Source organism: Streptomyces sp. NPDC008317 (genome assembly GCF_042955955.1).
GTDB lineage: Bacteria > Actinomycetota > Actinomycetes > Streptomycetales > Streptomycetaceae > Actinacidiphila.
Map to the genome: position 1 here is coordinate 213,260 of NZ_JBIBFQ010000007.1, position 24,648 is coordinate 237,907.

Genomic DNA, 24,648 nt, shown 5'->3' on the forward strand with positions numbered 1-24,648 from the left:
GGCTGCGATCTCCTTCCGAGCAGCGGCGGCCGGGTTGCCCGGTGGGCCCGCTGCGCACGTCCTCGTCCGTGGAGAAGCCCCCCATGAGTCTTACGCATATCAACGGCCTTCCGGCGCACGTCCTGTTCGTGCACTTCGTGGTGGTGCTGGTGCCGCTGACGGCCCTGGCCGCGGTGGTCTGCGCGGTCCAGCCCCGGTATGCCCGGCGCATGGGGCTGTCGCTTCCGCTGCTGGGGCTGGTGACCCTGGCGCTGGTGCCGGTCACGACGCATGCCGGGGAGTGGCTCAAGGCCCGTGTGGGCGACGATCCTCTGGTGCGTAAGCACGCGGAACTGGGCGACGGTCTGCTGCCGTGGGCGATAGGGCTCTTTCTCGTGACGCTCGGGGTCTGGTGGCTGGGGCGCCGGACCGCACGGTCCGGGGACCCGGCCGCCGAGAGCCTTCCGTCCGCCGGCGCGCGGCGGAGCCTGCCGACGACTCTGCGCGCGACCGCCGCCGTACTCGCGGTGGTCGTGTCCGCCGGCGCGGTCGTCGACGTGTACCGCATCGGTGATTCCGGCGCGAAGGCGTCCTGGAACGACAACTACGACAAGCACCCGTCGGGACACAACGGCTGACGGGCACTCCGCACCTCGGCACCGAAGGACTCCGATCGGCTGATGTCCATCCCCCCAGGTCAAGGGGTCTGTCATGAAGCGCGTCATCTCCCTCGCCGTTGGCGTGGCCGCCGTTGCGGCCACTGCCTCCGGATGCGGCAGCTCCAGTTCCCCGACGTCCCTCACCCCCCATTCCAGCGCCGGCGCCACCACCGCGAGCGCCAGTGCCTCCGCGTCGACCGGCGGCGCCGCCACGGTGAAGACAGCGAACTCGCCGCTCGGTCAGATACGTGGTCAGCCCCAGCGGCCTCGCGGTCACCACCGCGGCCTCCACGTCGGCCTCACCGTCGACCGGCTCCGCCAGCGGCGGAGGCGGGTACTGAGGCGCGGTCCCGTCCATCACTCCGCTCACCGGCGCAGCAGGTCCGCGGCGGCGAGACTGAGTACGCCGTCGTGCCAGGCGAGGCCGCGCAGGTCGCGGACGACGACGGGGGCGTGGGTGGCCAGTGCGCGCCGCCCGACCCCGACGACGACCGCGCCTGCCGCGGCTCCGGCCGCCGCCCCCGCGGCGCTGTCCTCGAAGACGACCGTCCGGGCCGGGGCGAAGCCCAGCTTCCGGGCCGCGGCGCGGTAGCCGTCAGGGGCTGGTTTGCCGTGGCTGACATCGTCCGCGGTGATGAGCACGGGCGGAGTGGGCAGTCCCGCCGCCGCGAGGCGGGCCCGTGCCAGGAGGGTGACTCCGGAGGTGACCACCGCCCACCGCTCGCGCGGCAGGCTCGTGAGGAGGCCGAGGGCACCGGGGAGCGCTGTGGTGGTGCCTGCGGCCTCGACCTCCATACGGTCGATCGCGGCGAGTGCCGCCGGCCGCTCGTCCGGGTCGGTCACCAGGAGGGCGACGGTGTCGGCCGACCGGCGGCCGTGCACCATGGCGGTCACCTGTTCCGGCGGCAGGCCGCGGTCACGGGCCCATTGGCTCCATGCCCGGTCGACGCCGTGATCGGAGTCGACCAAGACCCCGTCGTTGTCGAAGAGCAGGCCGTCGCAGGGGATGTCGAGCGCGGAGGCCGGGTGGGGCTGTGCGGTCATGGACGGTCCCTCAGGTCACGGGGCGGTTGCGGTAGCGGCCGACCAGTTCACGGGCGGCGGTCTGCATCCGGGCGGGCGGGAGTCCCTGGGCGATGAGGGTGAGGTCGTCGAGAACCATGTCGCCGATGGTCTCGAAGGCCGCCGGGATGCCGCCCGCGCGGTGTGCGGACAGGACGAGACCGTCGAGGGAGCGGGCCGGGTCGTCGGGGGCGACCGGTTCGTCCGGCCAGACGTCGATGCCGGCCATGAGGCGCCCGCGCGCGACGTGGGAGAGGAGCGCCGGGTAGTCGACGACCGGGGCGCGGCTGACCAGGACGAGCCGGGCGCCGTCCGGGAGCAGGTGGAGCTCGCGCTCGCCGATGAGGTGGCGGCTTTCGTCGGTGACGGTGGCCAGCACGAACACGAAGCGGCTGCGGGACAAGGTCTCGTCCAACGAGGCGGGCAGCACACCGTGTTCGCCCAGGACGCCGGGCGGCAGCCAGGGATCGTACACACGGATGGTGGGCCGGAAGGGGGCGAGGAGGCGGTTGAGGCCGCGGCCGAGGTTGCCGAAACCGACCAGGCCCACGTCGGAGCCTTGCAGCAGTACGGCGTCGGCGTTGCCGTCGGAGACGTACCGCTCCCGTCCCGCGCGGAAGGCGCGGTCCTCCCGGCTGATGCCCCGGGCGAGGTCGAGCGCGAGGGCGAGCGCGTACTCGGCGACGGCCGGGGCGTAGGCGGGGCCGCAGCCCAGGACGTGGATGCCGCGCTCGAAGCAGGTCGCGTAGTCGACGTTGGGGAAGAAGTTGCCTTCGACATTGAGCAGAGCCCGCAACCTGCCCGCGCGGGAGAGCCGTTGGGCCGGAAGGTCGGGCTGTCCGACGATCGCGAAGGCGTCGGGCAGAACCTCCTCCAGCGCTTCCTCGGAGGGGTCCTTCTCCAGGTCCACCACGGTGAAGCGGTCGCGGAGCGACCCCAGGGCCGCGGGGGTGAAGATGCGGTCCGTGCGCTGCGGGGCGGGGCGCAGAACCACAACTGGCCTGGCGGGTGCGGGGATTGGGTCCGGGGCGGGCGTGCTCATAGGGCTCCTCGCGTACGTACGTCGGTACTTCGGACGACCAGGTCACGGTCCGCCGCCCTTGGCTTGGCGCCAGTGGCCAGGTGGCGCCGGGGCTCACTGGTGCAGGTGGCCGCCATGCTCCGCGCCGCCGGGGGAATGGTGCTCGGCGCCGACGGAGGGCCGAGGGTCGGGTCCGGTGGGTTCGAGGGTGGCGAACCAGGTGGCGAGCAGTTTCAGCGCGTCGTGGGCGGGGCTGCCGGGCTCGGCGCTGAGCGCGGTGAGGGTGAGGCCGGGGTCCGTGGGTACGGGCAGGGCCTCGAAGGCGAGGTCGAGGTCGCCGACGACGGGGTGGTGGAAGCGTTTGACGCCGGTGTGGTGCAGGCGGACGTTGTGCGCGGCCCACAGCGTACGGAATGCCTCGCTACGGGTGGACAACTCGCCGATCAGGTCGCTCAGTTCGCGGTTGTAGGGGTCCCTTCCCGCTTCGGTGCGGAGCAGGGCCGCGGCGGAGGCGCGCTGCGTGTCGAGTTCGGTCATGTACTGGTCGGCGCCCGGATTGAGGAACTGATAGCGGGCCATGTTGACCGGGCGGGCGGGGTCCTGGAAGAGGGGCCAGTACAGGGCTTTGCCGAGGCGGTTGGTGGCGAGCATGTCGAGGCGGCCGTTGCGGATGAACGCGGGTGCGTCGGTCATCGCGTCCAGCAGTTGCCGCAGACCGGGCCGGACGGGCTGTGCGGCCCGGCGGCGTGCGGGGCGCCGGGTGGAGCTGGCGGTACGGGCCAGGTCCATCAGGTGGGCACGCTCGGACTCGTCCAGTTGGAGGGCGCGGGCGAGGGCGTCCAGGACGGCTTCCGACGTGCCGGAGAGGTTGCCGCGTTCCATGCGGGCGTAGTACTCGGCGCTGACCCCGGCGAGCAACGCGACCTCCTCGCGGCGCAGCCCGGTGACCCGGCGGTGGCCTGCGGCGGGCAGACCGGCCTGCTGGGGGGTGATCCTGGCGCGGCGGCTGGTGAGGAACTCGCGGACCTCGCTGCGGTTGTCCATGCCTTCGAGGCTACGACGATCCCGAGCGGTGAGGGGTGTACTGCCAGTACACGTATCAACGGGTCCTTCCGCACGCCTGCGACCTGCCGTTTCATCGTTGACAGGCCGGTTGACGGCCGTCCGCCGCTGCGCTGGCACCCCCGGTGAGGGCAGGGCGGAATGGAAGCGGACAGACGCCCGCGCCGTCGTTCGAGAAGGCACCCGCGCCGTCGCATGAGAAGGCGCCGGGCCCCCGTGGAAGGAGACCGTGATGCCGGAGGACCAGCAGCCCGGAGGACCGCGTCAGCAGTTCGGGGACATCGCCCCGGCACTGGCCGGATACACCGAGGACGTGCTGTTCGGGCAGGTGTGGGAAGACCCGGACCTGTCCTCGCGCGACCGCAGCCTGGTGACCGTGGCCAGTCTGATCAGCAGCGGCAGCACCGAGCAGCTCGCGTTCCACCTCGGCAGGGCGAGGGAGAACGGGCTGAGCGACAAGGAGCTGATCGCGACGGTCACGCACCTGGCGTTCTACGCCGGATGGCCCAAGGCCATGTCCGCGCTCACGGTCGCCCGGCAGGTATTCGCCGACGGCACCTGACGCGGGGCCGCCAGGCACACGCGACACCGCGTGACCCGCCGCCCGGCAGGCACTCGCCGACACCGCCTGACGCAGGGCCCGGCAGGCACTCGCCGACACCGCCCGGCCCGGCTTCGCTCCGCGCGCGGCCGTCACCCGCCGCGCGTGAGTCGGCCGCCGCTTTACGGACACAAGGAGAGACGACCATGGAGATCATCCAGCCTCCCGCGACGGCGAAGCTGCCGCCGGAGATGTTCACCGGAGACGCGTGGGCGGACGTGATCCACCGCGGCGAGGACCCCTCCCGCGTGCGGATGAACATGGTGCGCTTCGCGCCCGGCGCCCGTACCGCCTGGCACTCGCACGGCCTGGGCCAGACCCTCTGGATCGTGGAGGGCATCGCCCTGGTCCAGTCCCGCGGCGGCGACATCGTCGAGGCCCGCCCCGGGGACGTCATCGTCACCCCCGCCAACGAGGTGCACTGGCACGGCGCCGCGCCGGACCGCTTCATGGCGCACATCGCGCTGTGGGAGGGCGACGACGTCGACTGGCTGGAGCACGTCGGCGACGCCGAGTACACCGGCCCCCGGCGCCCCGCCCGCACCTCCTGACCAACGGCCCGCACGGTCACCGCGTACGTCCGCGTGCCCCCCGCCGACGGCGCCCCCCGTACCCGGCGCGGTCGCCGAGGCGCGTCCACGGCCCGCCGCCCTGCCCCGGACCGCCCTGCTCCGCACACCGCCCTCCTCCCCCGCGCCATACGGGCCGCGAATGACACCGGCCCGGAGATTGGAAACCCTCCCGTGAACCCCCGGTACAGCTTCGAGGGGCAGGTCGCCCTGGTCACCGGCGCCGCCTCCGGCATGGGCCTGGCCACCGCCCGCGCCTTCGCCCGGTCGGGCGCCGCGGTCGTCCTGGCCGACGTCGACAAGGACGCCGTGGACAAGGCGGCCAAGGAACTCACCGACGCCGGTCACCAAGCCCTCGGCGTGGTCTGCGACGTCACCGACGAGGCCCAGGCCGCCGCCGCTGTCGACCGCGCGGTGGACGCCTACGGCCGCCTGGACATGGCCTTCAACAACGCCGGCATCCAGGCCCCTCCCACGGACGCCGCCGACGAGAGCGCCGAGAACTTCGACCGCGTCAACGCCGTCAATCTGCGCGGCGTCTGGGCCGCCCAGAAGCACGAACTGCGCCACATGCGCACCCAGGGTTCCGGCGCGATCGTCAACTGCTCCTCGCTCGGCGGCCTGGTGGGCCTGCCCGAGCGCGCCGCGTACCACGCCTCCAAGCACGGCGTCATCGGCCTCACCAAGAGCGCCGCCGTCGAATACGCGCCCCGCGGCATCCGTATCAACGCCGTCTGCCCCGGCACCATCGACACCCCGATGGTCTCCGGCATGCTCGAAAGCCAGGCGGACGCCATGGCCGAGATCCTCAAGCAGCAGCCCATCGGACGGCTCGGCCGCGCCGAGGAGATCGCGCAAGCCGTTCTGTGGCTGTGCAGCCCCGGCGCCAGCTTCGTCATCGGCGCCGCTCTGCCCGTCGACGGCGGCTTCACCACCCACTGACAACCGCCGTCCGACGCGGCGGCGCCGCGCAGCCGCCCGCCCCCGCGCCACGTAAGGAGCCCACGTCATGGAGTACCGCCGTCTCGGCACCAGCGGAACGCTGGTGTCCAACCTGTCCCTCGGCACGATGAACTTCGGCACCCCGCAGACGCCGGAGGACGAGGCGTTCGCGCAGATGGACGCCTTCCTCGACGCCGGGGGCAATCTGCTCGACACCGCCGACGTCTACAACGGCGGAGTGGCCGAGGAGACCGTCGGCCGGTGGCTCGCCGCGCGCCCGAGCGAGGTCACCGACCGCGTCGTCCTCGCCACCAAGGGCCGCACGCGCACCGGCACCGACCCCAACGAGGCCGGAACCTCGCGCCGCCACCTGGACCGGGCGCTCACCACGTCCCTGCGCAGGCTGGGAGTCGACACCGTCGACCTCTACCAGCTCCACGCGTGGGACCCCCTGACACCGATCGAGGAGACGCTGGCCTTCCTCGACTCCGCCGTCCGCGCGGGGAAGATCCGCTACGTCGGCCTGTCCAACTTCACCGGATGGCAGCTCCAGCTCGCGGTCTCCACCGCGCGGGCGTACGGCTTCCCGGTGCCGGTGACCCTCCAGGCCCAGTACAACCTCGCCACCCGCCAGACCGAGTGGGAGATGACCGCCGCCGCCCGGTACAACGGACTCGGCATCCTGGCCTGGTCCCCTCTCGCGAGCGGCTTCCTCACCGGAAAGTACGAGCGCGGCGCGCGGCGGTCCGCCGACACCAGGGCCGGTCAGGACCACGCCCTCTACCAGTACACCTCCTCCAACTACGAGCACTCCGACCGCACATGGGACGCCATGGACGCGCTGCGCGAGGTCGCCCGGGACAACGGCGTCACGCCCGCCCAGGCCGCCCTGAGCTGGGTCGTCAACCGCCCCGGCGTCACCTCCGCCATCGTCGGCGCCCGCACCGTGCGGCAGCTCACCGGCAACCTCGCCGCCGCGGACCTGCGCCTGGACCCGGACTCCGTCACCGCGCTGGACACCGCGAGCGACCCGGACCCGGCCCCGTACCCCTACGGCCCTTTCGGCTCCGCCCAGCGCGACCGCACCGCCAACGACCCCGAGGCACTCGGCGCCCTCATCGACCAGCACGCCGAATCCGGCGGCGCGGGGCAGCACTGATCCGTCCACGGACGTCCAGCACACGAAAGGGAGTTCCATCATGGAGTACGTCCGCCTCGGCGCCACCGGCCTGAAGGTCAGCCGGCTCGCGCTGGGCTGCATGAGCTACGGCGACCCGGCCGTGCCCGGCGCCCACCCGTGGGCCCTGACCGAGGACAAGGCGGGACCGTTCTTCCGGCAGGCCGTCGACCTGGGCATCACCTTCTGGGACACCGCCAACGTCTACCAGGCGGGCACGTCCGAGGAGATCACCGGCCGCGCGATCCGCGAGTACGCGCGACGCGACGACATCGTGCTCGCCACCAAGGTCCGCGGCAGGATGCACGACGGTCCCGGCGGCGAGGGCCTGTCCCGCAAGGCCGTCCTCGAACAGGTCGACGCCTCCCTGACCCGGCTGGGCACCGACTACATCGACCTGTACCAGATCCACCGCTTCGACGACGACACCCCGGTCGAGGAGACGATGGAGGCGCTGCACGACATCGTGAAGGCCGGGAAGGTCCGCTACCTCGGCGCGTCGTCGATGTACGCCTGGCAGTTCGCCAAGCTCCAGCACGCCGCCGACCTCGGCGGATGGACCCGCTTCGGGTCCATGCAGAACCAGTACAACCTGCTGCGGCGCCAGGACGAACCCGAACTCATGGCCATGTGCGGCGACATGGGCGTCGGGCTCGTTCCCTACTCCCCGAACGGCAAGGGCCGCCTCGCCCGCCCCGCCGGGGAACAGAGCGCCCGTTCCCGTACCGATCACGTCGTGCGGTCCTTCGACAGCCCCCACGACGGACCCGTCATCGACGCCGTCCAGCAGGTCGCCGCATCCCGCGGCGTGCCCATGGCCCACGTCGCACTCGCCTGGGTCCTCCGCAACCCGCTCGTCTCCGCGCCCATCGTCGGCGCGACGCGGCCCCACCACCTTCAACAGGCCGTGGACGCGCTCGACTTGAGCCTGTCGGACGAGGAAGCCGCCGCGCTGGAGGCCCCCTACGTCAACGCCGGACCTTCCTGGTTCTGATCACGGACCCGCGTGACGGGGCGTGCGGTTCTGCCGCGTCGGACCCTTCCGCGCCCGCGCGCACCGGACATGACGCTGCGTCAGCCGGCGGCGTAGGCGCAGCCGCCCGCGGTGATCGTGGTGCCGGACACCGCTGCCAGCGAGCAGGTCGCGATGACGTTGGAGGCGTTGAAGGGCACCCAGCGCCCGGAAATGAGCACCTCCTCCACGAATTTGGCCAGGTGGAAGACGTACGTGGGACCGGAGTCCGCCCAGCCGGGGCAGGCTGTGGTCGTGGTCGTCAGCGGCGAGGTGATGTTGTTGGGGTTGCCCGCGGCCCTCACCGAACCGCCCGAACAGTTGACGGCGGTCGCGGCATCGGCCGACGGTACGGCGGCCAGGGCGAGGACGGCGGCGGATCCCACGGCCACCGCTAGGGCGGTGGCGCGCTGCATGTGCTTCATGGCTTCCCCCTGCTGCGGCCGAACGCGCGTCGGCCGTCACCGACATTGTGGGAAGGCCCACCCGCCCGGTTCCAGACGCCCACGATGGCAACTTCCTGCGCGCGTCGGCCGGAAGGCCGGACGGAAGGGGCCCCGCCGCCGGTCCCGCGCGGTTCATGGCGTGGCGGCGGGGGGCGGGTGGGGTGGCGCGGTCGGGGCTCGACGGGTGGAGAAGGCACCCGCGGCGGCGGCCAGGGCCGCGGTGTGCGCGGCGCGTTCGGGGAGTCGGGGGTCCGGGTCGGCGCGCAGGAGTACCAGCTCGTGGTAGACGGGCGCCGTGGCGGCGATCAGCAGGCTCCGCGCGTCCGTGTGCGGGGTGGGGAGTTCGCCGCGCTCGACGGCGCGCTCGACGAGGATCTCGCACTGGGCGTACCGGTCGACCCATAGCTGCCGCTGGGCCAGCGCGGCCTGTTCGGAGTGGAACGAGGCGGCCATCAGGGCGACGGCGAACGACGGCTGTACGACCAGGGACTCCTGGATCTCCTGGTTGAGGGCGGTCAGATCGCCGAGCAGCGAGCCGGTGTCCGGCGGTATCCAGTCGATCTCGCCGGCGGCGCCGATGACGTCGACGAGCAGGCCGCCGACATCGCGCCACCGCCGGTAGACCGTGGCGCGGTGCACTCCGGCCCGCGTCGCGACGCCCTCGATCGTGAGTCCTTCGTGGCCGCTCTCGGCCAGTTCGGCTCGCACCGCGTCGAGAACCTGGGCGCGGACGCGGGCGGTGCGACCGCCGGGACGGCGGTCCGATGTCGTGTTCAGCGGGTCTGTCATCGGCAGTCATTATCCGGTTGATCCAGGCGGCAGGGCCGTGCCAGCATCTTAACGCGACGCTTGTCGCTCTAACCGCCGGAGAGGAACCGCCTCCACGATGCCGCCCGTTCCCGCCGACCCCACCGTGCTCCACCCGATGCCCGAGCACCCCCGCGTGGTGCTGCTCAAGCCGTTGGTGAAGTCGCCGCTGATCGAGGTCGGCGACTTCTCCTACTACGACGATCCGGACGACCCGACCGCGTTCGAGACGCGCAACGTTCTCTACCACTACGGTCCCGAGCGGCTCGTCATCGGCAAGTACTGCGCGCTGGGGGCGGGCACCCGGTTCATCATGAACGGCGCCAACCACCGTATGGACGGCCCTTCCACCTTCCCGTTCCCCACCATGGGAGGCTCCTGGGCGGAGCACTTCGACCTGATCACCGACCTGCCCGGCCGGGGCGACACGGTCGTCGGCAACGACGTGTGGTTCGGGCACGGCGCCACGGTGATGCCCGGCGTACGCATCGGTCACGGCGCGATCGTCGCCGCGGGCTCCGTGGTCACCCGCGACGTCCCCGACTACGGCATCGTCGGCGGCAACCCCGCCCGGCTCATCCGCACCCGCTACGACGCCGCCGACATCGCCCGGCTCCTCGCCGTGGCGTGGTGGGACTGGCCGATGCGGCACATCACCGGGCAGGTACGGACGATCATGTCGGGGACCATCGCCGACCTGGAGGCCGCCGCGCCGACCGACCAGCCCTGACACCGCGCACACAGGTCACCTACGACGACGATCCGGCCGACCGTCCAGCAGCCGCAGGTCGATCCGGTCGGTGAGGGCGCGCGAGGGCGCCATCAGGTATTCCCCGTGCTCGTCGAGGTCATCGATCTGGTAGATCACCGGCGCGGCGGCCCGGCCGCGGCCCGGCCGCGATACGTAGCCGCGCCGCGGTCCCACCCGGTGCCACTGAACCCGCCGACCGAGGGCAGACGAACTCGTACGCGTCACGTACGACGTCGCCACCGGGAGACAGGGGAGAACGTGTTCGGGAACGTCGCTCTGCCGATCGCGACCGTCAACCGACCAGGGCCCGGCCGACTGGCCCGCGCGCTGCCCGAGGCGGCCCTGCTGGCGGCGGTGTACGCGGGCTACAAATACGGCCGCAAAATCGCCAACGGCCATACGGACGACGCGTTTCCCCACGCGCACTCGGTGTGGGGCCTGGAGCGCGCCCTGCACCTGCCGAGCGAACGGCTCGTCCAACGCGCCGCCATGCACTGGGAAACGGTGATCCACGCCGCGAACTACCTCTACGCGACGGTGCACTTCCCGGCGATGGCGCTCTTCCTCGGCTACATGTTCCTGCGCCGCCCGACGCATTACGTGTGGATCCGCCGCGCGATCGTCGTCCAGACCGCGCTGGCGCTCGTGGGCCACCTGCTCTACCCGCTCGCCCCGCCCCGGATGCTCACCGGCTCGGGCATGGTCGACACCGCGGCCCGCTACGGTCCCGCCGTCTACCACGGCACCCCGCAGAACCACTCCATGTCCAACCAGTTCGCGGCGATGCCGTCCCTGCACGTCGGCTGGGCCCTGGCCATCGCGGTCGGCATGATCGCCGCCCACCGCTCCCGGGCGCGCTGGCTGTGGTTGCTCCACCCCCTGATCACTCTCCTGGTGGTGGTCAGCACGGCCAACCACTACTGGCTCGACTGCGCCGTGGGCTGCGCTCTGCTGGGTCTGGCGATCCTGATCATCCCCTCGGCCGCCCCGCGCCCGCGCGGAGTCGCGCTCCCCGCACCGGGTAGACGCCCCCGTATGACGCAGCCTGCCGACCACACGAGCCCTTCCCCGCTCTCCCCCGCCCCCTTCACGCCCGCCGCCGAGCCCGACCGCGGCACCCGCCGATGGGGCCAGCGCCTTTACGTGCTGGGCGCCCTCGTCTACGTCGCGGGAATCACCATCGCCCTCCTGACGGCCCACCCCACGGCCCGCGCCGCCGTGTGGACCGTCGCCTGGGCCGCCCTCGTCCTGGGCGCCGGAGGCGCGGGACTCCTCTGGATCCGCCGCCACAAGGCGACGAAAGCCCGGGCCGAAGCGCTCAGCGAACCGCCGGTGGAAGCACCGGCGGAGGCACGGACCGAACCGCGCACGGAAGTCCGCCACTTCGACTGAGCCCCGCGCGCCGCGCCGCTGACCCGCTTCCCCAGCGGTGCGGCGCGGTGCGGCTCCCTGCGGGGCAGAACAGCCGAACCCCGCTCCTGCGCTCGCCTACGCACGCTTGCGCAGGACCAGCCAGGAAGAGGCGAGGACCCCGGCCCCGGCCGCCGCGCCGAGGACGAGCAGCGTGGTCCGAGGGGTGAGGTACTGGAGCGCGATGCCGCCCGCCACCGCCGGTAGCGAGAGCCCGACGTAGCCGGCGAGGAAGAACCCGGAAAGGCTCTCGCCGAGCTTGTCGGGAGGCGAGAGGGCGACGACGCTGCCGAGGGTCCCCTTGTACAGGATCGCGGCCCCGGCGCCGATCACGCCGCCGCCGGCCAGGAACAGACCGAGGCTGGGAGTGGGCAGCCAGGCCGCCACGACGACCATCGCCAGGCCGGCGAGGTCGATCGGGAGGCCGACGACGAGCAGTCGCCTGACCGGCCACGTGCCGGTGGCGACCAGGGCCACGATGCCGACGGCGCACGCGATGAAGATCGCCAGCCCGGCCATCGCCAGCGACGTGTCGCCGATCACCGTGGCCAGGAATGTCCCGGCCAGGCCCAGGAAGATGGCGACTCCGGCGTAGGCCACGAACACCTCGACCAGCAGCCCGAAGTACCGGGGCCTGGCATGGATCGGGACCGAGACCCGCTGGGGGCGGTACGGCGGCAGGGGGCGCGGCCGGTGGCGGGTCTCGGGTGACGCGATCAGGGCGATCGCCCCGACGACCAGAGCGGCGAGCAGTACCAGGTAGGGCAGGACGAGCGGGTGCGGCGCGTACTGGGCCAGCAGGCCCGCGCACAGTCCGCCGAGGCCGAGCCCGCCGAAGTTGGCGCCCGCGGCGGCCAGTTGGGGTCGCCGGACGGTCTCGGTCCCGGGGCGGTGTCCCGTGTGCAATTCGTTGAGGTAGGCGGTGGCGGTGGAGACGGTGAGACCCACGGCCACCCCGGTCAGGACGCGCGCGACGAACAGCCCGGCCAGGCCGGGCCAGAAGATGAACACCACCGCGCTGACGCTCGACAGGCACACGGCGGCGAGCAGGTGGACGCGGCGGCCGTGGACGTCGGAGAGGTGACTGGCGAGGGACAGGCTCGCGACCACGCCCACCGCGTAGGCGGCGAACACGATCGTCACCATCAGCGACGAGAAGTGATCCCGGTCGGCGTAGAGCACGTAGAGCGGGCTCGGCGCGGTGGAGAAGGCGAGCACCGCCAGGAAGACCCAGGTCGCGGCCCAGAAGCCGAAATGGTGATGGCGCGGAGAGGGCACCGGTCGTAGTGAGGCGACGGGTTGCCCGGTGGTGGAAACGGTCATGAGTCCAAGATCGTCATTCCCCGCCCGACCTACCACCGGTATAGTGCCAGGTGATGCCGGAAAGTAGCCACATCGTCGACAACGCGCTGGAGATGGGCAGCCTGCCGCTCCTGCACGGCGACCGTGTCCCGTCGCACCGCCACGGGCAGGGCCATCTCGTGTACCCCGCCACCGGTGTGCTGTCGGTCACGACCAGGGAAGGCACCTGGATCGCACCCGCGACCCGGCTGGCCTGGACGCCCGGCGGCTTCGAGCACCATCACCGGGCCTACGGGTTCACCGACATGCGGGTCATCTTCCTCCCGGCCGCCCTCGCCGCCCGCCTCCCGGACCGCCCCGCGGTGTTCGCCGTCTCGGCCCTGGTCCGCGAGGTCCTGCTCGCCCTGACCGACGACACCGACACGCCCCGGTCACCGACGGCCCTCGACCGGCTGCGCGCCGTCGTCATCGACGAGCTCGTGCCCGCCTCCGAGGAACCGTTGCACCTGCCCGAGCCACGTGACGACCGGCTCCGCGCGCTCAGCCGCCTCCTGCACGACGACCCCGCCGACAACGCCACCTTGACCGAACTCGGCACGCGGGTCGGCGCCGGCCAACGGACCCTGACCCGGCTCTTCCACGACGAGCTCGGCATGAGCTTCCGGCAGTGGCGTACCCAACTGCGCCTCCACCACGCCCTCACCCTCCTCGCCGCCGGACACACGGTCACCCACACCGCGGCGGCGTGCGGATGGGCAAACCCGACCAGCTTCATCGAGGCGTTCACCGCCGCCCTCGGAGCGACCCCCGCCCGCTACCGGCACGATCCCGACGCCCGGCGGCCGATCGCCTCACCGCACCGGAGCCGAGGGCGAGGAACTGTCCGTGGTACCGGGTGACGTGCCGTCCGTGGGCGCGTCGCTCGGTGTGTTGCGGAGCTCGGCGAGTGCCTGCTGGTCGGCGAGGGCGATGGCCAGTTCACCGGCGGCCGTAGGGTGCAGCGGAGCCTGGTCGGCGGCGTTCTGGACGAAGGGCTGCTCGCTGCACAGCCGGTGGCCTTCGAAGTCCGGCTGGGCGGTGGCGAAGTGGAAGGCGTCCGCGCCCTGCTGGAGCACGGCGTTGAGGTTGGCCAGGCGGGATTTGAGGACCTTCACCTTCGCCTCGGTGAGGCCGTCCTTTTCGAGGCACCTGATGTCGGGGCCGAAGGGCTCGTAGTACTGGTTGATGAGCACGTCGGGGTGGTGAGGGAGGTCGGAGAGCTGCTGGAGCAGATCGAGGTAGTTCTGCGAGAACGTCGAGAGCTGCTCCTTGAAGTACGCCGTGGACGCCTTGTCGTCGCAGACGGGCGCCTTGGCGCACAGGCCCGTCAGCACGGCCCAGTTCATGTCGTTGGCCCCGACGCTGACGATGATCACCGACGCGCTCGACGCGCGCTGCGCCACCGCGAGCTGCGGCGGTACGGCCTGGTCGCCGCGGAGCTGTACGCCGAGGAGGCCGTCGGTCACGGTCGCGCCCTGGCAGGCGAGGTTCAGCACGTTCCAGTCGTTGACCCGGCCGAGAACGGCGGCGAACGCGTCGGAACTGCGCCCGCAGGTCTTGTCCAGCGCGCTGGGGTCCTCGACCGGCTGGTTGCCGATTCCCGCGGCGGTGGAGTCGCCCAGCACCACGGCGTGCACGCCGGTCAGCTGCGGTCCCTTGGCCGGGGCGACCGGCTCCGTCGGCGCGCGCCCCACCAGGTCGTCGAGCGTACGCACCTGCCGGAGCGCCTGAGGAGTGCCGGACGCCATGAGGTACACGCCGAGCGCGTTGACGGCGCTCACGGTCAGGACGCACACACCGACCATCGTCAGCGTGGTACGGCGCGGGGCGCGCCGGATTCCGGCCACGGCCACCGCGACGACGGCCGCGCAGCCGGCCGCGATGAGGAGCTCCCAGACGCAGTAGCGGATCCACCCGGCGGCCAGTTGCCGGCTGAGGGTCAGCTGGAGTGTGTCGTGGTCGTCGGACCGGACGATCTGGTTGACCTGCGAGTTGATGCTGATGTCCGCGAGCTTCAGGCGCGGCCGGATCGGTCCCTGGAAGTGCGGCTCGGTCGCCAGCGCTTCTCCGAACAGGTCGAGTTCGCCGGGTCCTGACAGGCTGAGGTCGGGCGCGACGGCGCCCACTTCGACGGTCTGGCCCGCCGCGGTGACGGACTGCATCGGGGTGAGACGTACCGCCAGCCAGATGGACGCGACGCAGACCGCGAGCAGCGCGACGACGGCCAGGAGGCTGTTCCGGCCGCGCCGGAGCCAGCGGCCTTTCGCGCTGCCGCGCCGGGGGCGGGCCACCGCCTCGTCGTCCCGGCGTTCTTGGAGGATCGGCAGTTCTGCTTTCGGCATGTCCCTCGCTCTCCGGCGGCGCCGGCCACTGATCGCACATCATCCGTTATATGGACGATACGACGTCCACCGCGCGGGATGTCGCGTCGGTGGGTCTGCGGAGGGTGATCCGTTCCGCCGTCAGCGGGCCGATTCGGCGTCAGCGGGCCGGTCCGCCGTCGTGTCCCCGGACGCCGCCCTGACCGTCCGGGCCCTCGGGCGCCCCTCCCATCATGCGGAGCATGGGGATTCCGCCGGTCCGCCAGAAGCGGATCACCAGCGCGGCGCCGACCAGGAGGAAGACGATGTTGAGCCAGGTCGTGTAGTCCCAGGAGATCCCGGCGGTGGGAATCCTCGCGTCGGCCTGATCGGGAATCAGGCCGAGCCCGCCGAAGACGAACTCGACGGCGTATCCGGCGACGACCATGGCCGCGTAGAAGGCGCCGAGCAGGTACAGCGCCATGCGGGCGCCGTAGTACCGGCGGTAGATGTTCAGGACGGGCAGGATCAGCAGGTCGGCGAAGAGGAAGGCCACGACCCCGCCGAAGCTGATGCCGCCCTTCCACAGCACCACCGCCAGCGGCACGTTCCCGATCGAGCAGACGAAGGACAGCAACGCCACCACGGGACCGATCAGCGGGCCCCACAGCTTGGACGCCAGCGGGTGGCCGTCGAAGAAGAACGCGCCCCAGAAGGCGTCGGGTACCCAGGCCGCGACGGCCCCCGCGACGAACAGACCGATCGCCAGGTCGCGCGCGATCGCCGCCCATTCCATGACGAAGACGTGCGCCACGGAGGTGAGGCCCTCGCCGGACAGCAGCCGCCGGGCGAAGGAGCCCTGCCGCCGCACGGACATGTCCATCGCCGCGTGCCCCTCCATCGAACCCGCCAGCCCGCGCCCGGCCTGCTCACGGGCCTGCCGCACCAGCGGCTCGCGCAGGGTGAGCCGGAAGACGACCGCGAGTACCAGGATCATGACCGGGCCGCCGGTGAATTCGGCGGCGGTGAACTGCCAGCCCATCAAGAGGGCGAGGATCACGCCGAGCTCGACCACCAGATTCGTGGAGGCGATCTCGAAGGCCATGGCCGCGGTGAAGTCCGCGCCCTTGCGGAAGAGCGAGCGTGCCAGCGCGACGGCCGCGTACGAACACGACGAGGACGCCGCCCCGAGCGCCGAGGCCCGCAGGAGCGTACGCGGCCGGTCGTCACCGAGCAGTCGTACGACCGTGGACTTGCGCACGACCGCCTGGACCACCGCGGACAACGCGAATCCCAGGATCAGCGCCCACGTGATCTCCCACGTCATCGACCCGGTGATGGACAACGCGTGCAGGAGTGGGTGCATGGCCCCCATCCTCGTGGGTGGGGGCCTGCCATCCGGGCAATGACGTTTCCGCCCGCGTCATACGGAGCGGCCTTCCATCGGCGGAACGGACCGCTTCCGGCGGGCTGCCCGGATCCGGCGGCGGCCCCTCGCCCTCGGCGTAGTCGAAGAGCCCGTCGGCGCCGGTCAGGCCCAGCACCCGCTGGACGGCCGGGCTGACGGCGGTCAGCCGGAGTACCGCTCCGGTGCACTCGGCCACGCGCCGGGCCCGGAGCAGCGCGTTGAGCCCGCCGCAGTCGAAGAAGGCGACGCCGCTCAGTTCCAGGCTCAGGCTGTCGCTCTCGCACAGCAGATGGTCGATGAGGACGCGGGCGAAGGTGTCCGCGCCGGTGAAGTCGATCTCGCCGCTGACCGTGACGACCGTGTGGCCGGCGCGCTGGCTCACCCGTACGGCCAGGGCGTCGGTCGGATGGGTGATCATCCGGGAGGTGTGGACCGCCGCGCCTGCGTCGTCGTCGTGCGCGGAGAGTCCGCGATCCAATTCGGACATGTCGAGGGCCCTCGCCTTCCCGATCCGGTGGCGACACCAAGTTTGTGGGCGGGCAGCAGAGGCGTCAAGCAAAACGTGAATCTGTGTTCATGCTTTGCAGATCGTGAATCGGAGATCCTACGATAGGGCGATGGACGATTCTGAGCCGCGCCCCGCCACCGGATGGACGTTCCTGACCAATCACGCACGTGTCCTGGCCGTCATCGCCCGCGACCCCGGGAGCCGGGTGCGGGACATAGCGGCGCGCTGCCTGCTCACCGAGCGCGCCGTACAGAAGATCATCGCCGACCTGGAGAGCGAGGGGTATCTCACGCACACCCGGGTCGGACGCTCCAACCTCTACGAGATCCCGGCCGGCACGGTGTTGCGCCACCCCGCCGACATGGGCCCGACCGTCGCGGACCTGCTGTCGATCCTCACCGTCCACCGGAACGGTTCCGAGCCCGAGCCCGAGCCCGCAGCCAAGCCCGAGCCCGCAGCCGGGTCCGAGTCCGGAGCGCGCTGACCTGCGCCGACGGGCACCCCCCGGGGCCGGGGCCCGGCTGTCCGGCACCGTCTCGCGGGCGACCTCGCGGAGCATACTGGGAGGTAGTGGACCACGGCGGCCGACCGCCGCACACGGCGGGTCGGCGGGCCGGGTCCGGCTCGCTTGAGATGAGGTGGTGAGCGGTGGTGCGCTCCCGGTTCGCGCCCGACTGGCGGCTCACGGTCCGCATGGTGACGGTGATGTTCCTGCTGGGCCTGGTGTTCGTGGCCTTCATCGCCGTGCTGGTCGCGCTGCTGAAGTCCGTGGTGGTCGTGGTGGTCATCGCGGCCGGCGTGCTGGCGGCGCAGTACTGGTTCTCCGACCGGATCGCGCTGTTCGCGATGCGGGCCCATGAGGTCACCCCGCAGCAGCAGCCCGAACTGCACGGCGCGGTCGACCGGCTGTGCGCCCTGGCCGACATGCCGAAGCCGCTGGTGGCCGTCTCCGAGATGGACCTGCCGAACGCCTTCGCCACCGGCCGCAACGCCGACCACGCCGTGATCTGCGTGACGACCGGTCTGCTGCGGCGCCTGGAACCGGGCGAGCTGGACGGCGTGCTCGCCCACGAGCTGTCCCACGTCGCCCACCGGGACGTCGCGGTGATCACCATCGCCTCCTTCCTGGGCGTGCTCGCGGGGCTGCTGGTGCGCTTCGTCTTCTACTCGGAACTGTTCGGCCGGGGCCGCCGCGACCAGAACACCGCGGCGCTGCTCGCGATGATCATGGCGGTGTCCGTGGTCGTGTACGGGCTGAGCTTCCTGCTGATCCGGGCGCTGTCCCGGTACCGCGAGCTGGCGGCCGACCGCAGCGCGGCCGAACTGACCGGACGCCCCTCCGAACTGGCGTCCGCGCTGGTCAAGGTGAGCGGCACCATCGCCCGTATCCCCACCGAGGACCTGCGCACCGTCCGGGCCTTCAACGCCTTCTTCTTCACCCCGGCCCTGAAGGAGGGCTCGGCCCTCGCCTCGGTCTTCTCCACCCACCCCAGCCTGGAACGCCGCCTGGACGCCCTGGCGAAGCTCTCCACCGAGATGGGCCTGCGCGCCTGAGCGGTCGGCGCCGCCCGTCGAGGTCGTCGGGATGAGCGGGCGCCCGGACGCCTGGCCTGGGGTCGGACCGGCGCAGAAGAGCGCCCCGCGCCGACGGCCGGTGCCAGAGCTGAGGTGGCGGGCCGTGGGCGCGGGGCGGTCTTCATGGGGGTTGGTCGGCCGGTGGCCGACGGCGGGTCAGCGCACGCGGATGTGCGTCTGGGTGGAGGAGCCCTCGATCGACGAGTTGCCGACGTAGACCACCTTCAGGGTGCGCAGGCCCCGGGTGGTCATCTTCAGCGAAGCCGAGGCGGTGCCTCGGGCCGTGAGTTTGAGGGTCTTGACCCGGCGCCCGTTCTCGTAGACCACTACGTTCCCGCCGGGCGTGCCCGCCGTGGACGAGACCGTGACCTTGAGCGTCACCGACTGGTTCTTCTTCAGCGATGTCGCGGAGAGCCCGACGGCGACCCGCGACTTCGCCGCGGTGACCTTGGCGGTCTGCGGCGAGGTCGACGACGCGGATGCCTTGCCCGACTTGGACGCGGTCACCGTCACCGACAGCCGGTGCCCGATGTCGGCCTTGACCGGCCGGTAGGCCGACGCGGTCGCGCCGCCGATCAGCCGGCCGTCGCGCCGCCACTGGTAGCGGAAGGACAGGCCCGTGGTGTTCCACGAACCGGTGGTCGCGGTCAGCGCCGAACCGTACTTCGGCGTCCCGCCGATCTGGGGCGCGACCAGGGCCTTGATGGTGTCCACGTCCGCCAGGTCGACCACCACCGAGTGCACCGGCTCAGGGTTGCCGGCCACATCGGTGGAGAAGAAGTCGACCGTGTGCCGGCCGAATCCCTTGACCGAGGGGGTCTCCCCGGCCAGCACCTTCCAGGCGCTCCCGTCGATCCGGTAGGTCGTCGACGCGACGCCGCTGAGCGCGTCCTGGGCGGTGAGGCCGACCGTGGCCCGGTCCGCCTCCGCCGTCCCGGACTTGCGGGTCACCGCGACCTTGGTGACGGGAGCGGTCCCGTCGATCCACACCGACGCCGTCCGCTGACCGGTGGAGTTGCCGGCCGCGTCCTTCGCCCGGTAGGAGACCGCGTGCTTGCCGTCCCCGCTGACCAGGACGGGAGCGACGTACGCCTGCCAGCCGGCGGACCCGCCGACCTCGACCGTGGGAGCGGCGTCCCGGTTGTCGACGGCGGTGACGGCCACCGAGGCGTCGCCCCGGTACCAGCCGTTGTCGCCGGGCGCGGCGGCACTGGTCACCGTCGCGGAGGCCAGCGGAGCCAGGCTGTCGGCGGGCACCGGCAGCACCCAGCTGTCGGCGATCGACGGGTCGAAGTAGCCCGAGGCGTCGAGCGGGAACTCGTACTTGATGCGTACGGTGCCGTCGTTGGCGAGCGCGGCGGGGGTGTCGATGACCGTCTGGTAGGTCTTCGTGCCCATACCGGTCTCGGTGCGCTTGAGCGTGTACGTCTTCACCAGGGTGTCGTTGACGTAGATGTTGTACTTCTTCGTCCTGGCGCCGTCGAACGTCTCCCGGTTGCGGAGCATGAACGGCTTGCCCGGCGTCACGTGCGCCACGGCCGAGTACCACGAGCCCGGGTTGGCCGAGTTCGCGTAACGTCGGTCGAAACCGGCTTCGGTGTTCGTCCCGCTGGCCGGTGCGGCCATGATCGCGTGGGCCTTCTCCGAGGCCGCGTTGCCGAAGTCGATGTAGTCGAGGACTTCCTGGGTCGGCGGCGCCGGGAGGTTGACCGTGATCTTCGCGGCCTTGTCGGCGAGCGTCACACCCTGGTCGACGAAGTGGACCTCGGCGGCCTGGTCACCCGCGACGGTCTCCAGTCCGGGGAACAGCGGCAGGACGACGGTCTTGGTCGCCCCGGGCTCGATCGTGACCCGGTCGGAGGCGGGCGGGGTCTTCCATCCGTCCGGCACGGCCGCCGTGAGCTGGCCCGACACCGCCGAACCGCCGTTGTTCCTGACCGTCGCGGTCAGGGTCGCCTTCTCGTCCGAGCCGTCGACCGGACCGGCCGACGTCACGGTGGTGATCTCGACGCCCGACGTCACCGAGACCCACGGCGTCGAGTCGTTCAGGGTGAAGGTGCCGTACTGGCTGGTGAAGGTCAGCTTGACCGACGCGTTGTACGTGCCGGGCTTCTGGTGCTTCGGCACGCGGACCGTGAACGGCAGTTGGACGCGGTCGCCCGCTCCCAGCGTGTCCTTGGCCGAAGCGGTCGGGTCGACATTCCAGTCGTCGACCGTCACGACGGCCTTCAGGTCGCGGATCGCGGCCGTACCGGCGTTCGCGATCTCGACCGTTCCGGGGATGTTCGCGCCGGGGCCGCCGGGCTCGGCGACGGGCGGGACGACCACCGAGATTCCGAGATTCGCGGCGACCGCCTTGCCGAACAGCGCCTCGATCGCGTCCAGGCGCGCCGTCAGGTCGTTCTTGACCGGTCCGTCGACCGACGAGCCGGCCAGCCAGGTCCTGAGGGTACGGATCGGCGCGACGCCCTCGCTCAGACGCTGCGACGCCTGACCGGAGTCGCCCGCGACGTCCGCCGCGACGGCGTCCTCGACCTTGCCGCTCGCGGTGTCGAGCGCGGCGCCGACACGGGCGCGGTCGTCCGCGCCGAGGTCGCCCGCCGCCGCCAGGTCACCGGCGTGCGCGTCGGTCTTGTGGATCTCGGTGACGATGTCGCCGAACAGGGCGCGCTTGGCGTCGGAGTGGATCGCGTACGTACCCGAGCCGACGGTGAACGTGACGACGCCGTCGGCCACCGAGACGTCGCTGACGCCCTCGGCCTTCGTGATCGGCGTGCCGCCCTCGGTCACGGCCTCGATGTTGCGGGCCGGGACGCTGACGCGCGAGGTCGTGTTGACCGGGACCGTGATGTCCAGGGACATTCCCTGGTCGGTCTTCTTCCAGCTCGACCCGATCGTGCCGTACACGGACTCGTAGGTGCCCTGACCGCTGGTCAGGTCGCCGCCCACGGCCGGGGCGATCCTCGACTCCTTGTAACCGGCCTTGAGCGCCGAGATGCCGCCGATGTTCTGGTACATCCAGTCACCGACCGCGCCGTAGGCGTAGTGGTTGAAGGAGTTCATGCTGACATCGCCGAAGCTGCCGTCGGGGTTGATGGAGTTCCAGCGCTCCCACATCGTGGTGGCGCCGTGCTCGATCTCGTAGCCCCACGACGGGTAGTCCTTCTTCAGGATCATCGTGTAGGCCAGGTCGGAGCGCCCGATGCTGGTGAGCGCGGGGAGCAGCCACGGCGTTCCGAGGAAGCCGGTCGTGAGGTGGTAGTCGGTGGTCTTGAGCTTGGCGACGAACTTCTCGGCGACCTTCGCGCGCAGCGCGGGATCGGTCACGAGGTTCATGCCGAGCGCCATGGCGTACGCCGTCTGGCTGCCGCCCTGGACGGTGCCGTCGGCCGCCACGAGCTTCGCGGTGAACGCGGCGCGCACATCGGCGGACAGCTTGGCGTAGGTCGCCGCGTCGGCGTCCTCACCGATCGCCTTGGCCATCTCCGAGAGCATGCGCGCGTCTTCGGCGTAGTACGCGGTGCCGAGGACGTCCGTGCCGGTGTTGTCGTCGAGGTTGAGCCAGTCGTTCCAGTTGCCGCGCGCCGAGTCGATGAGGTCGTCGCCCGCGCCCTTCTTCACGAAGCCCAGGAACTTCGTCATCGAGGCGTAGTTGGCCCGCACGATGGCGTTGTCGCCCTGCGCGTGCCACACCGCGTACGGCACCGTGACGGCCGAGTCGGACCAGCCGAGGCCGCTGCCGAGGTCGATCGTCGGCACCGACGGCGCGATGCCCGGGTAGTTGCCGTCGCTGTAGGCGGAGTCCCGCAGGTCGGTCGTCCACTTGTTGAGGAAGGCGCGGGTGTCACGCAGATAACTCGCGGTCGGCGCGAAGACGTTGATGTCTCCGGTCCAGCCCAGGCGCTCGTCACGGGCCGGGGTGTCGGTCGGGATCGACAGGAAGTTGCCGCGCTGTCCCCACGAGATGTTGCTCTGGAGCTGGTTGAGCATCGCGTTGGAGGTCGTCAGCGTTCCGGTCGCCTTGAGGTCGGAGCCCCAGACGACGCCGGTGACGTCGCCGAGCGCGGGTGCGCTCTTGATGTGGGAGATCTCGAGGTAGCGGTAGCCGTGCTGGGTGAACTTCGGTTCGTAGACGACCGTGCCGGTCGCGCTGAACGTGTAGTAGTCGGTGACCTTCGCCGCGCGGAGGTTGGCGGTGTAGAGGCTCCCGTCCTTGTTCAGGACCTCGCCGTAGCGGATCTTGACGGTCTGTCCCGCGACACCCTGGAGGCGCATCCGGGCGACGCCGACCATGTTCTGGCCGAGGTCGTAGATGTACGTGTCGGCGGCGGGACTGGTCCGCGTCAGCGCCGGAAGCTCGCCGGTCACGCGCACGGGCTCATCGGGCTGGGCCACGAGCTTGGCGGTGTCGGAGGCGCCGATCGTGACGGGGTTCCACGCCGCGTCGTCGTAGTCGGGGCGGTCCCAGCCGGGCTGTTCGGCCCGCGCGTCGTACGTCTCGCCGTCGATGTTGTCGGCGGCCGCGTAGGGACCCGAGTGGCTCTTCCACGTGCTGTCGGTCTTGACGATCTGGTGCGTTCCGTCGGTGTAGTCGATGCGCACCTGCGCGATCAGGCCGACGGAGTTGCCGAACATGCCGGGGCCCCACATGCCGACCTTGCCGGCCCACCAGCCGTCACCGAGCTCCGCGCCGATCGCGTTCCGGCCGTTGCCGACCTGGTCGGTGATGTCATACGTCTGGTACTGGACGCGCTTGCGGTAGTCGGTGTCGCCGGGGGCCAGGAACTGGTCGCCGACCTTCTTGCCGTTGAGCTCCAGCTCGTAGGTGCCGTGAGCCGAGGCGTACACCCGGGCCCGCGCGACCGTCTTGCCGGGTTCGGTGGTGAACTCCTTGCGCAGCAGCGGCAGATTGCTGTCGCTGGTCCGCAGGATCACGTCGAGCTTCTTCTCCACGAGCAGCCCGTCCGGCGTCAGGGCGCCGCCGGTGAACGGGTTCTCGGTCCCGGAGAAGTCGGTCCGGAACAGTACGTCACCGGCCTTCGAGGTGACCTTGACGGCGTGGATGTGCGCGGCCTCCGGTCCCTCGTTGGCGAGGTCCTGGCGGAAACCGATGAAGCCCTTGGCGAAGGTGGTGTCGGTCCGGCTGTCGATCTGGGCGCCGTCGAGCTTCGTGGTGATCGTCGGGCCGTCCACGGTGAGCGACAGGCGGTGCGTGCCGGTGAGCAGTTGGGCGGACGTCAGCGTCGTGATCGGGATGTTCCCGAGCAGGGAGAAGCCGCCGTTGACCTTCTTGTGCGGCCGGAACTTCGGGACTCCGGTCCCGTCCGCGGTGCTGATCTGCCACATGTACGCGTTGCCGGTGTCCGACGCGCGCAGGTAGACGCCCAGCGCCAGGTTGTCGAGGGTGAAGTCGATGTCCGTGGTGTAGTCGTTCCACTTGTCGATCTCACCGCCGGCGGACTTGCCGATCCAGTCGCCGGTCCACTCGGCCGCGTCGAGGATGCCGGTCTCGAACCAGCCGGGAGCGCTCCAGTCGCTGGCCCGGCCCTCTCCGTCCCAGACCCTGGCCTGCCAGTAGTAGCGGGTCTGCGAGGTCAACTTCGGCCCGCCGTACCGCACATCGAGCTGGTCGCTCGACGCGACCTTCCCCGAGGACCACACGTCGTCGGCGGCAGCGCTGGTGCCGACCCGGACCTCGTACGCCGTCTGCACCACGCCACGGGCGCTCGACGTCGACTTCCAACTGAACGTCGGGGCGTCGCCCGCGATGCCGAGCGGGTTGGTCCGGGCATTCGTCTGAAGAGCGCCGACCGTGAGGCCGTTCCCCTGCGCCGCGGCGGCCGCCGGGTCGGCGGCCAGGAAGGCGACGGCAAGCATGACGAGCGCCGCGAGCAGAGCGATCAGGCGTCGCCCTCCGGACGCGGCGGGTGGAGCGGGAAGTCCGGCAACTGGTCTGGCAGGCGTCATGTCGACGGGCCTTTCGTGGCAAGTTCGTGGCAAGAGAAAGCCCTCGCGGCT

Annotated in this window: 22 protein-coding genes; 11 read left to right on the forward strand and 11 right to left on the reverse strand. The window is 71.4% G+C overall.

Going from position 1 to position 24,648, the window contains the following annotated elements:
* Positions 1-83 precede the first annotated feature (83 nt).
* Positions 84-617, forward strand: coding sequence for a DUF2231 domain-containing protein (locus ACFY9V_RS23615; protein ID WP_391162770.1), 534 nt, complete (start codon positions 84-86; stop codon positions 615-617).
* A 387-nt stretch (positions 618-1,004) separates the two neighbouring features.
* Here ACFY9V_RS23615 and ACFY9V_RS23620 read toward each other — a convergent pair whose 3' ends face one another.
* The 3 genes from ACFY9V_RS23620 to ACFY9V_RS23630 all read right to left on the reverse strand — a co-directional run bounded on the left by ACFY9V_RS23620 (position 1,005) and on the right by ACFY9V_RS23630 (position 3,765).
* Positions 1,005-1,682, reverse strand: coding sequence for an HAD-IA family hydrolase (locus ACFY9V_RS23620; protein WP_391162772.1), 678 nt, complete (start codon positions 1,680-1,682; stop codon positions 1,005-1,007).
* Positions 1,683-1,692: 10 nt separating this feature from the next.
* Complete coding sequence (locus ACFY9V_RS23625; RefSeq protein ID WP_391162773.1) at positions 1,693-2,742, reverse strand: NAD(P)-dependent oxidoreductase; 1,050 nt, start codon at positions 2,740-2,742, stop codon at positions 1,693-1,695.
* A 93-nt stretch (positions 2,743-2,835) separates the two neighbouring features.
* A complete protein-coding gene (locus ACFY9V_RS23630; protein ID WP_391162776.1) occupies positions 2,836-3,765 on the reverse strand; it encodes a helix-turn-helix domain-containing protein in 930 nt (309 codons plus the stop codon).
* 250 nt (positions 3,766-4,015) lie between these two features.
* Here ACFY9V_RS23630 and ACFY9V_RS23635 point away from each other — a divergent pair, with 250 nt between their 5' ends.
* The 5 genes from ACFY9V_RS23635 to ACFY9V_RS23655 all read left to right on the forward strand — a co-directional run bounded on the left by ACFY9V_RS23635 (position 4,016) and on the right by ACFY9V_RS23655 (position 8,066).
* Positions 4,016-4,345 carry a carboxymuconolactone decarboxylase family protein gene (locus ACFY9V_RS23635; protein WP_391162778.1) on the forward strand — a complete coding sequence of 110 codons (330 nt, stop codon included), beginning with the start codon at positions 4,016-4,018 and terminating at the stop codon, positions 4,343-4,345.
* A gap of 185 nt (positions 4,346-4,530) precedes the next feature.
* Positions 4,531-4,935 carry a cupin domain-containing protein gene (locus ACFY9V_RS23640; RefSeq protein ID WP_391162779.1) on the forward strand — a complete coding sequence of 135 codons (405 nt, stop codon included), beginning with the start codon at positions 4,531-4,533 and terminating at the stop codon, positions 4,933-4,935.
* A 192-nt stretch (positions 4,936-5,127) separates the two neighbouring features.
* Positions 5,128-5,895 (forward strand): glucose 1-dehydrogenase, encoded by a 768-nt coding sequence (locus ACFY9V_RS23645; RefSeq protein ID WP_391162780.1) that lies wholly within the window; start codon positions 5,128-5,130, stop codon positions 5,893-5,895.
* Between the two features lie 67 nt (positions 5,896-5,962).
* The gene (locus tag ACFY9V_RS23650) at positions 5,963-7,054 is read left to right on the forward strand and encodes an aldo/keto reductase (protein WP_391162782.1); all 1,092 of its coding nucleotides are present in this window, start codon (positions 5,963-5,965) and stop codon (positions 7,052-7,054) included.
* Positions 7,055-7,094: 40 nt separating this feature from the next.
* Entirely contained in the window at positions 7,095-8,066 is a 972-nt protein-coding gene (locus ACFY9V_RS23655; protein ID WP_391162783.1) for an aldo/keto reductase, read from the forward strand.
* 80 nt (positions 8,067-8,146) lie between these two features.
* On the opposite strand, the gene ACFY9V_RS23660 is transcribed toward ACFY9V_RS23655, so the two are convergent.
* Positions 8,147-8,509, reverse strand: coding sequence for a hypothetical protein (locus tag ACFY9V_RS23660; protein ID WP_391048055.1), 363 nt, complete (start codon positions 8,507-8,509; stop codon positions 8,147-8,149).
* A 153-nt stretch (positions 8,510-8,662) separates the two neighbouring features.
* On the reverse strand, positions 8,663-9,319 hold the full coding sequence (locus tag ACFY9V_RS23665; RefSeq protein WP_391162785.1) for a TetR/AcrR family transcriptional regulator C-terminal ligand-binding domain-containing protein: 657 nt from the start codon (positions 9,317-9,319) through the stop codon (positions 8,663-8,665).
* A 97-nt stretch (positions 9,320-9,416) separates the two neighbouring features.
* Here ACFY9V_RS23665 and ACFY9V_RS23670 point away from each other — a divergent pair, with 97 nt between their 5' ends.
* Positions 9,417-10,067, forward strand: coding sequence for a CatB-related O-acetyltransferase (locus tag ACFY9V_RS23670; RefSeq protein WP_355335223.1), 651 nt, complete (start codon positions 9,417-9,419; stop codon positions 10,065-10,067).
* Between the two features lie 15 nt (positions 10,068-10,082).
* Here ACFY9V_RS23670 and ACFY9V_RS23675 read toward each other — a convergent pair whose 3' ends face one another.
* Complete coding sequence (locus ACFY9V_RS23675; RefSeq protein ID WP_355335226.1) at positions 10,083-10,262, reverse strand: hypothetical protein; 180 nt, start codon at positions 10,260-10,262, stop codon at positions 10,083-10,085.
* A gap of 84 nt (positions 10,263-10,346) precedes the next feature.
* Between ACFY9V_RS23675 and ACFY9V_RS23680 the strand changes: the two genes are divergently transcribed.
* Positions 10,347-11,480 carry a phosphatase PAP2 family protein gene (locus ACFY9V_RS23680; protein ID WP_391162786.1) on the forward strand — a complete coding sequence of 378 codons (1,134 nt, stop codon included), beginning with the start codon at positions 10,347-10,349 and terminating at the stop codon, positions 11,478-11,480.
* 96 nt (positions 11,481-11,576) lie between these two features.
* On the opposite strand, the gene ACFY9V_RS23685 is transcribed toward ACFY9V_RS23680, so the two are convergent.
* Positions 11,577-12,821 carry an MFS transporter gene (locus ACFY9V_RS23685; RefSeq protein WP_355335231.1) on the reverse strand — a complete coding sequence of 415 codons (1,245 nt, stop codon included), beginning with the start codon at positions 12,819-12,821 and terminating at the stop codon, positions 11,577-11,579.
* A gap of 53 nt (positions 12,822-12,874) precedes the next feature.
* Here ACFY9V_RS23685 and ACFY9V_RS23690 point away from each other — a divergent pair, with 53 nt between their 5' ends.
* Positions 12,875-13,699: a helix-turn-helix domain-containing protein gene (locus tag ACFY9V_RS23690; protein WP_391048064.1), complete on the forward strand. Its 825-nt coding sequence runs from the start codon at positions 12,875-12,877 to the stop codon at positions 13,697-13,699.
* Here the strand turns inward: ACFY9V_RS23690 and ACFY9V_RS23695 are convergent.
* The 3 genes from ACFY9V_RS23695 to ACFY9V_RS23705 all read right to left on the reverse strand — a co-directional run bounded on the left by ACFY9V_RS23695 (position 13,652) and on the right by ACFY9V_RS23705 (position 17,034).
* Positions 13,652-15,181, reverse strand: a complete 1,530-nt coding sequence (locus ACFY9V_RS23695; protein ID WP_391048066.1) for a GDSL-type esterase/lipase family protein — start codon at positions 15,179-15,181, stop codon at positions 13,652-13,654. The genes ACFY9V_RS23690 and ACFY9V_RS23695 overlap by 48 nt on opposite strands.
* 139 nt (positions 15,182-15,320) lie before the next feature.
* Positions 15,321-16,466: a permease gene (locus ACFY9V_RS23700; protein ID WP_391162788.1), complete on the reverse strand. Its 1,146-nt coding sequence runs from the start codon at positions 16,464-16,466 to the stop codon at positions 15,321-15,323.
* Complete coding sequence (locus ACFY9V_RS23705; RefSeq protein WP_391162789.1) at positions 16,366-17,034, reverse strand: anti-sigma factor antagonist; 669 nt, start codon at positions 17,032-17,034, stop codon at positions 16,366-16,368. Before ACFY9V_RS23705 ends, ACFY9V_RS23700 begins: the two co-directional genes overlap by 101 nt.
* A gap of 130 nt (positions 17,035-17,164) precedes the next feature.
* On the opposite strand from ACFY9V_RS23705, the gene ACFY9V_RS23710 reads away from it, so the two are divergent.
* Together ACFY9V_RS23710 and htpX are read left to right on the forward strand one after the other, a co-directional pair.
* A complete protein-coding gene (locus ACFY9V_RS23710) occupies positions 17,165-17,539 on the forward strand; it encodes a MarR family transcriptional regulator (protein WP_391162791.1) in 375 nt (124 codons plus the stop codon).
* Positions 17,540-17,706: 167 nt separating this feature from the next.
* Complete coding sequence (gene htpX / locus ACFY9V_RS23715; RefSeq protein WP_391048225.1) at positions 17,707-18,609, forward strand: zinc metalloprotease HtpX; 903 nt, start codon at positions 17,707-17,709, stop codon at positions 18,607-18,609.
* A 177-nt stretch (positions 18,610-18,786) separates the two neighbouring features.
* On the opposite strand, the gene ACFY9V_RS23720 is transcribed toward htpX, so the two are convergent.
* Positions 18,787-24,507 (reverse strand): family 78 glycoside hydrolase catalytic domain, encoded by a 5,721-nt coding sequence (locus tag ACFY9V_RS23720; RefSeq protein ID WP_391162792.1) that lies wholly within the window; start codon positions 24,505-24,507, stop codon positions 18,787-18,789.
* Positions 24,508-24,648: the final 141 nt, after the last annotated feature.

Coding starts and splice junctions, on each gene's coding strand:
- ACFY9V_RS23625 (WP_391162773.1), bottom strand. CDS start 2,742: ATGAGCACGCCCGCCCCGGACCCAATCCCCGCACCCGCCAGGCCAGTT.
- ACFY9V_RS23720 (WP_391162792.1), bottom strand. CDS start 24,507: ATGCTTGCCGTCGCCTTCCTGGCCGCCGACCCGGCGGCCGCCGCGGCG.
- ACFY9V_RS23695 (WP_391048066.1), bottom strand. CDS start 15,181: ATGCCGAAAGCAGAACTGCCGATCCTCCAAGAACGCCGGGACGACGAG.
- ACFY9V_RS23685 (WP_355335231.1), bottom strand. CDS start 12,821: ATGACCGTTTCCACCACCGGGCAACCCGTCGCCTCACTACGACCGGTG.
- ACFY9V_RS23630 (WP_391162776.1), bottom strand. CDS start 3,765: ATGGACAACCGCAGCGAGGTCCGCGAGTTCCTCACCAGCCGCCGCGCC.
- ACFY9V_RS23705 (WP_391162789.1), bottom strand. CDS start 17,034: ATGTCCGAATTGGATCGCGGACTCTCCGCGCACGACGACGACGCAGGC.
- ACFY9V_RS23690 (WP_391048064.1), top strand. CDS start 12,875: ATGCCGGAAAGTAGCCACATCGTCGACAACGCGCTGGAGATGGGCAGC.
- ACFY9V_RS23710 (WP_391162791.1), top strand. CDS start 17,165: ATGGACGATTCTGAGCCGCGCCCCGCCACCGGATGGACGTTCCTGACC.
- ACFY9V_RS23665 (WP_391162785.1), bottom strand. CDS start 9,319: ATGACAGACCCGCTGAACACGACATCGGACCGCCGTCCCGGCGGTCGC.
- ACFY9V_RS23650 (WP_391162782.1), top strand. CDS start 5,963: ATGGAGTACCGCCGTCTCGGCACCAGCGGAACGCTGGTGTCCAACCTG.
- ACFY9V_RS23660 (WP_391048055.1), bottom strand. CDS start 8,509: ATGAAGCACATGCAGCGCGCCACCGCCCTAGCGGTGGCCGTGGGATCC.
- ACFY9V_RS23615 (WP_391162770.1), top strand. CDS start 84: ATGAGTCTTACGCATATCAACGGCCTTCCGGCGCACGTCCTGTTCGTG.
- ACFY9V_RS23700 (WP_391162788.1), bottom strand. CDS start 16,466: ATGACGTGGGAGATCACGTGGGCGCTGATCCTGGGATTCGCGTTGTCC.
- ACFY9V_RS23670 (WP_355335223.1), top strand. CDS start 9,417: ATGCCGCCCGTTCCCGCCGACCCCACCGTGCTCCACCCGATGCCCGAG.
- ACFY9V_RS23640 (WP_391162779.1), top strand. CDS start 4,531: ATGGAGATCATCCAGCCTCCCGCGACGGCGAAGCTGCCGCCGGAGATG.
- ACFY9V_RS23620 (WP_391162772.1), bottom strand. CDS start 1,682: ATGACCGCACAGCCCCACCCGGCCTCCGCGCTCGACATCCCCTGCGAC.
- ACFY9V_RS23655 (WP_391162783.1), top strand. CDS start 7,095: ATGGAGTACGTCCGCCTCGGCGCCACCGGCCTGAAGGTCAGCCGGCTC.
- ACFY9V_RS23635 (WP_391162778.1), top strand. CDS start 4,016: ATGCCGGAGGACCAGCAGCCCGGAGGACCGCGTCAGCAGTTCGGGGAC.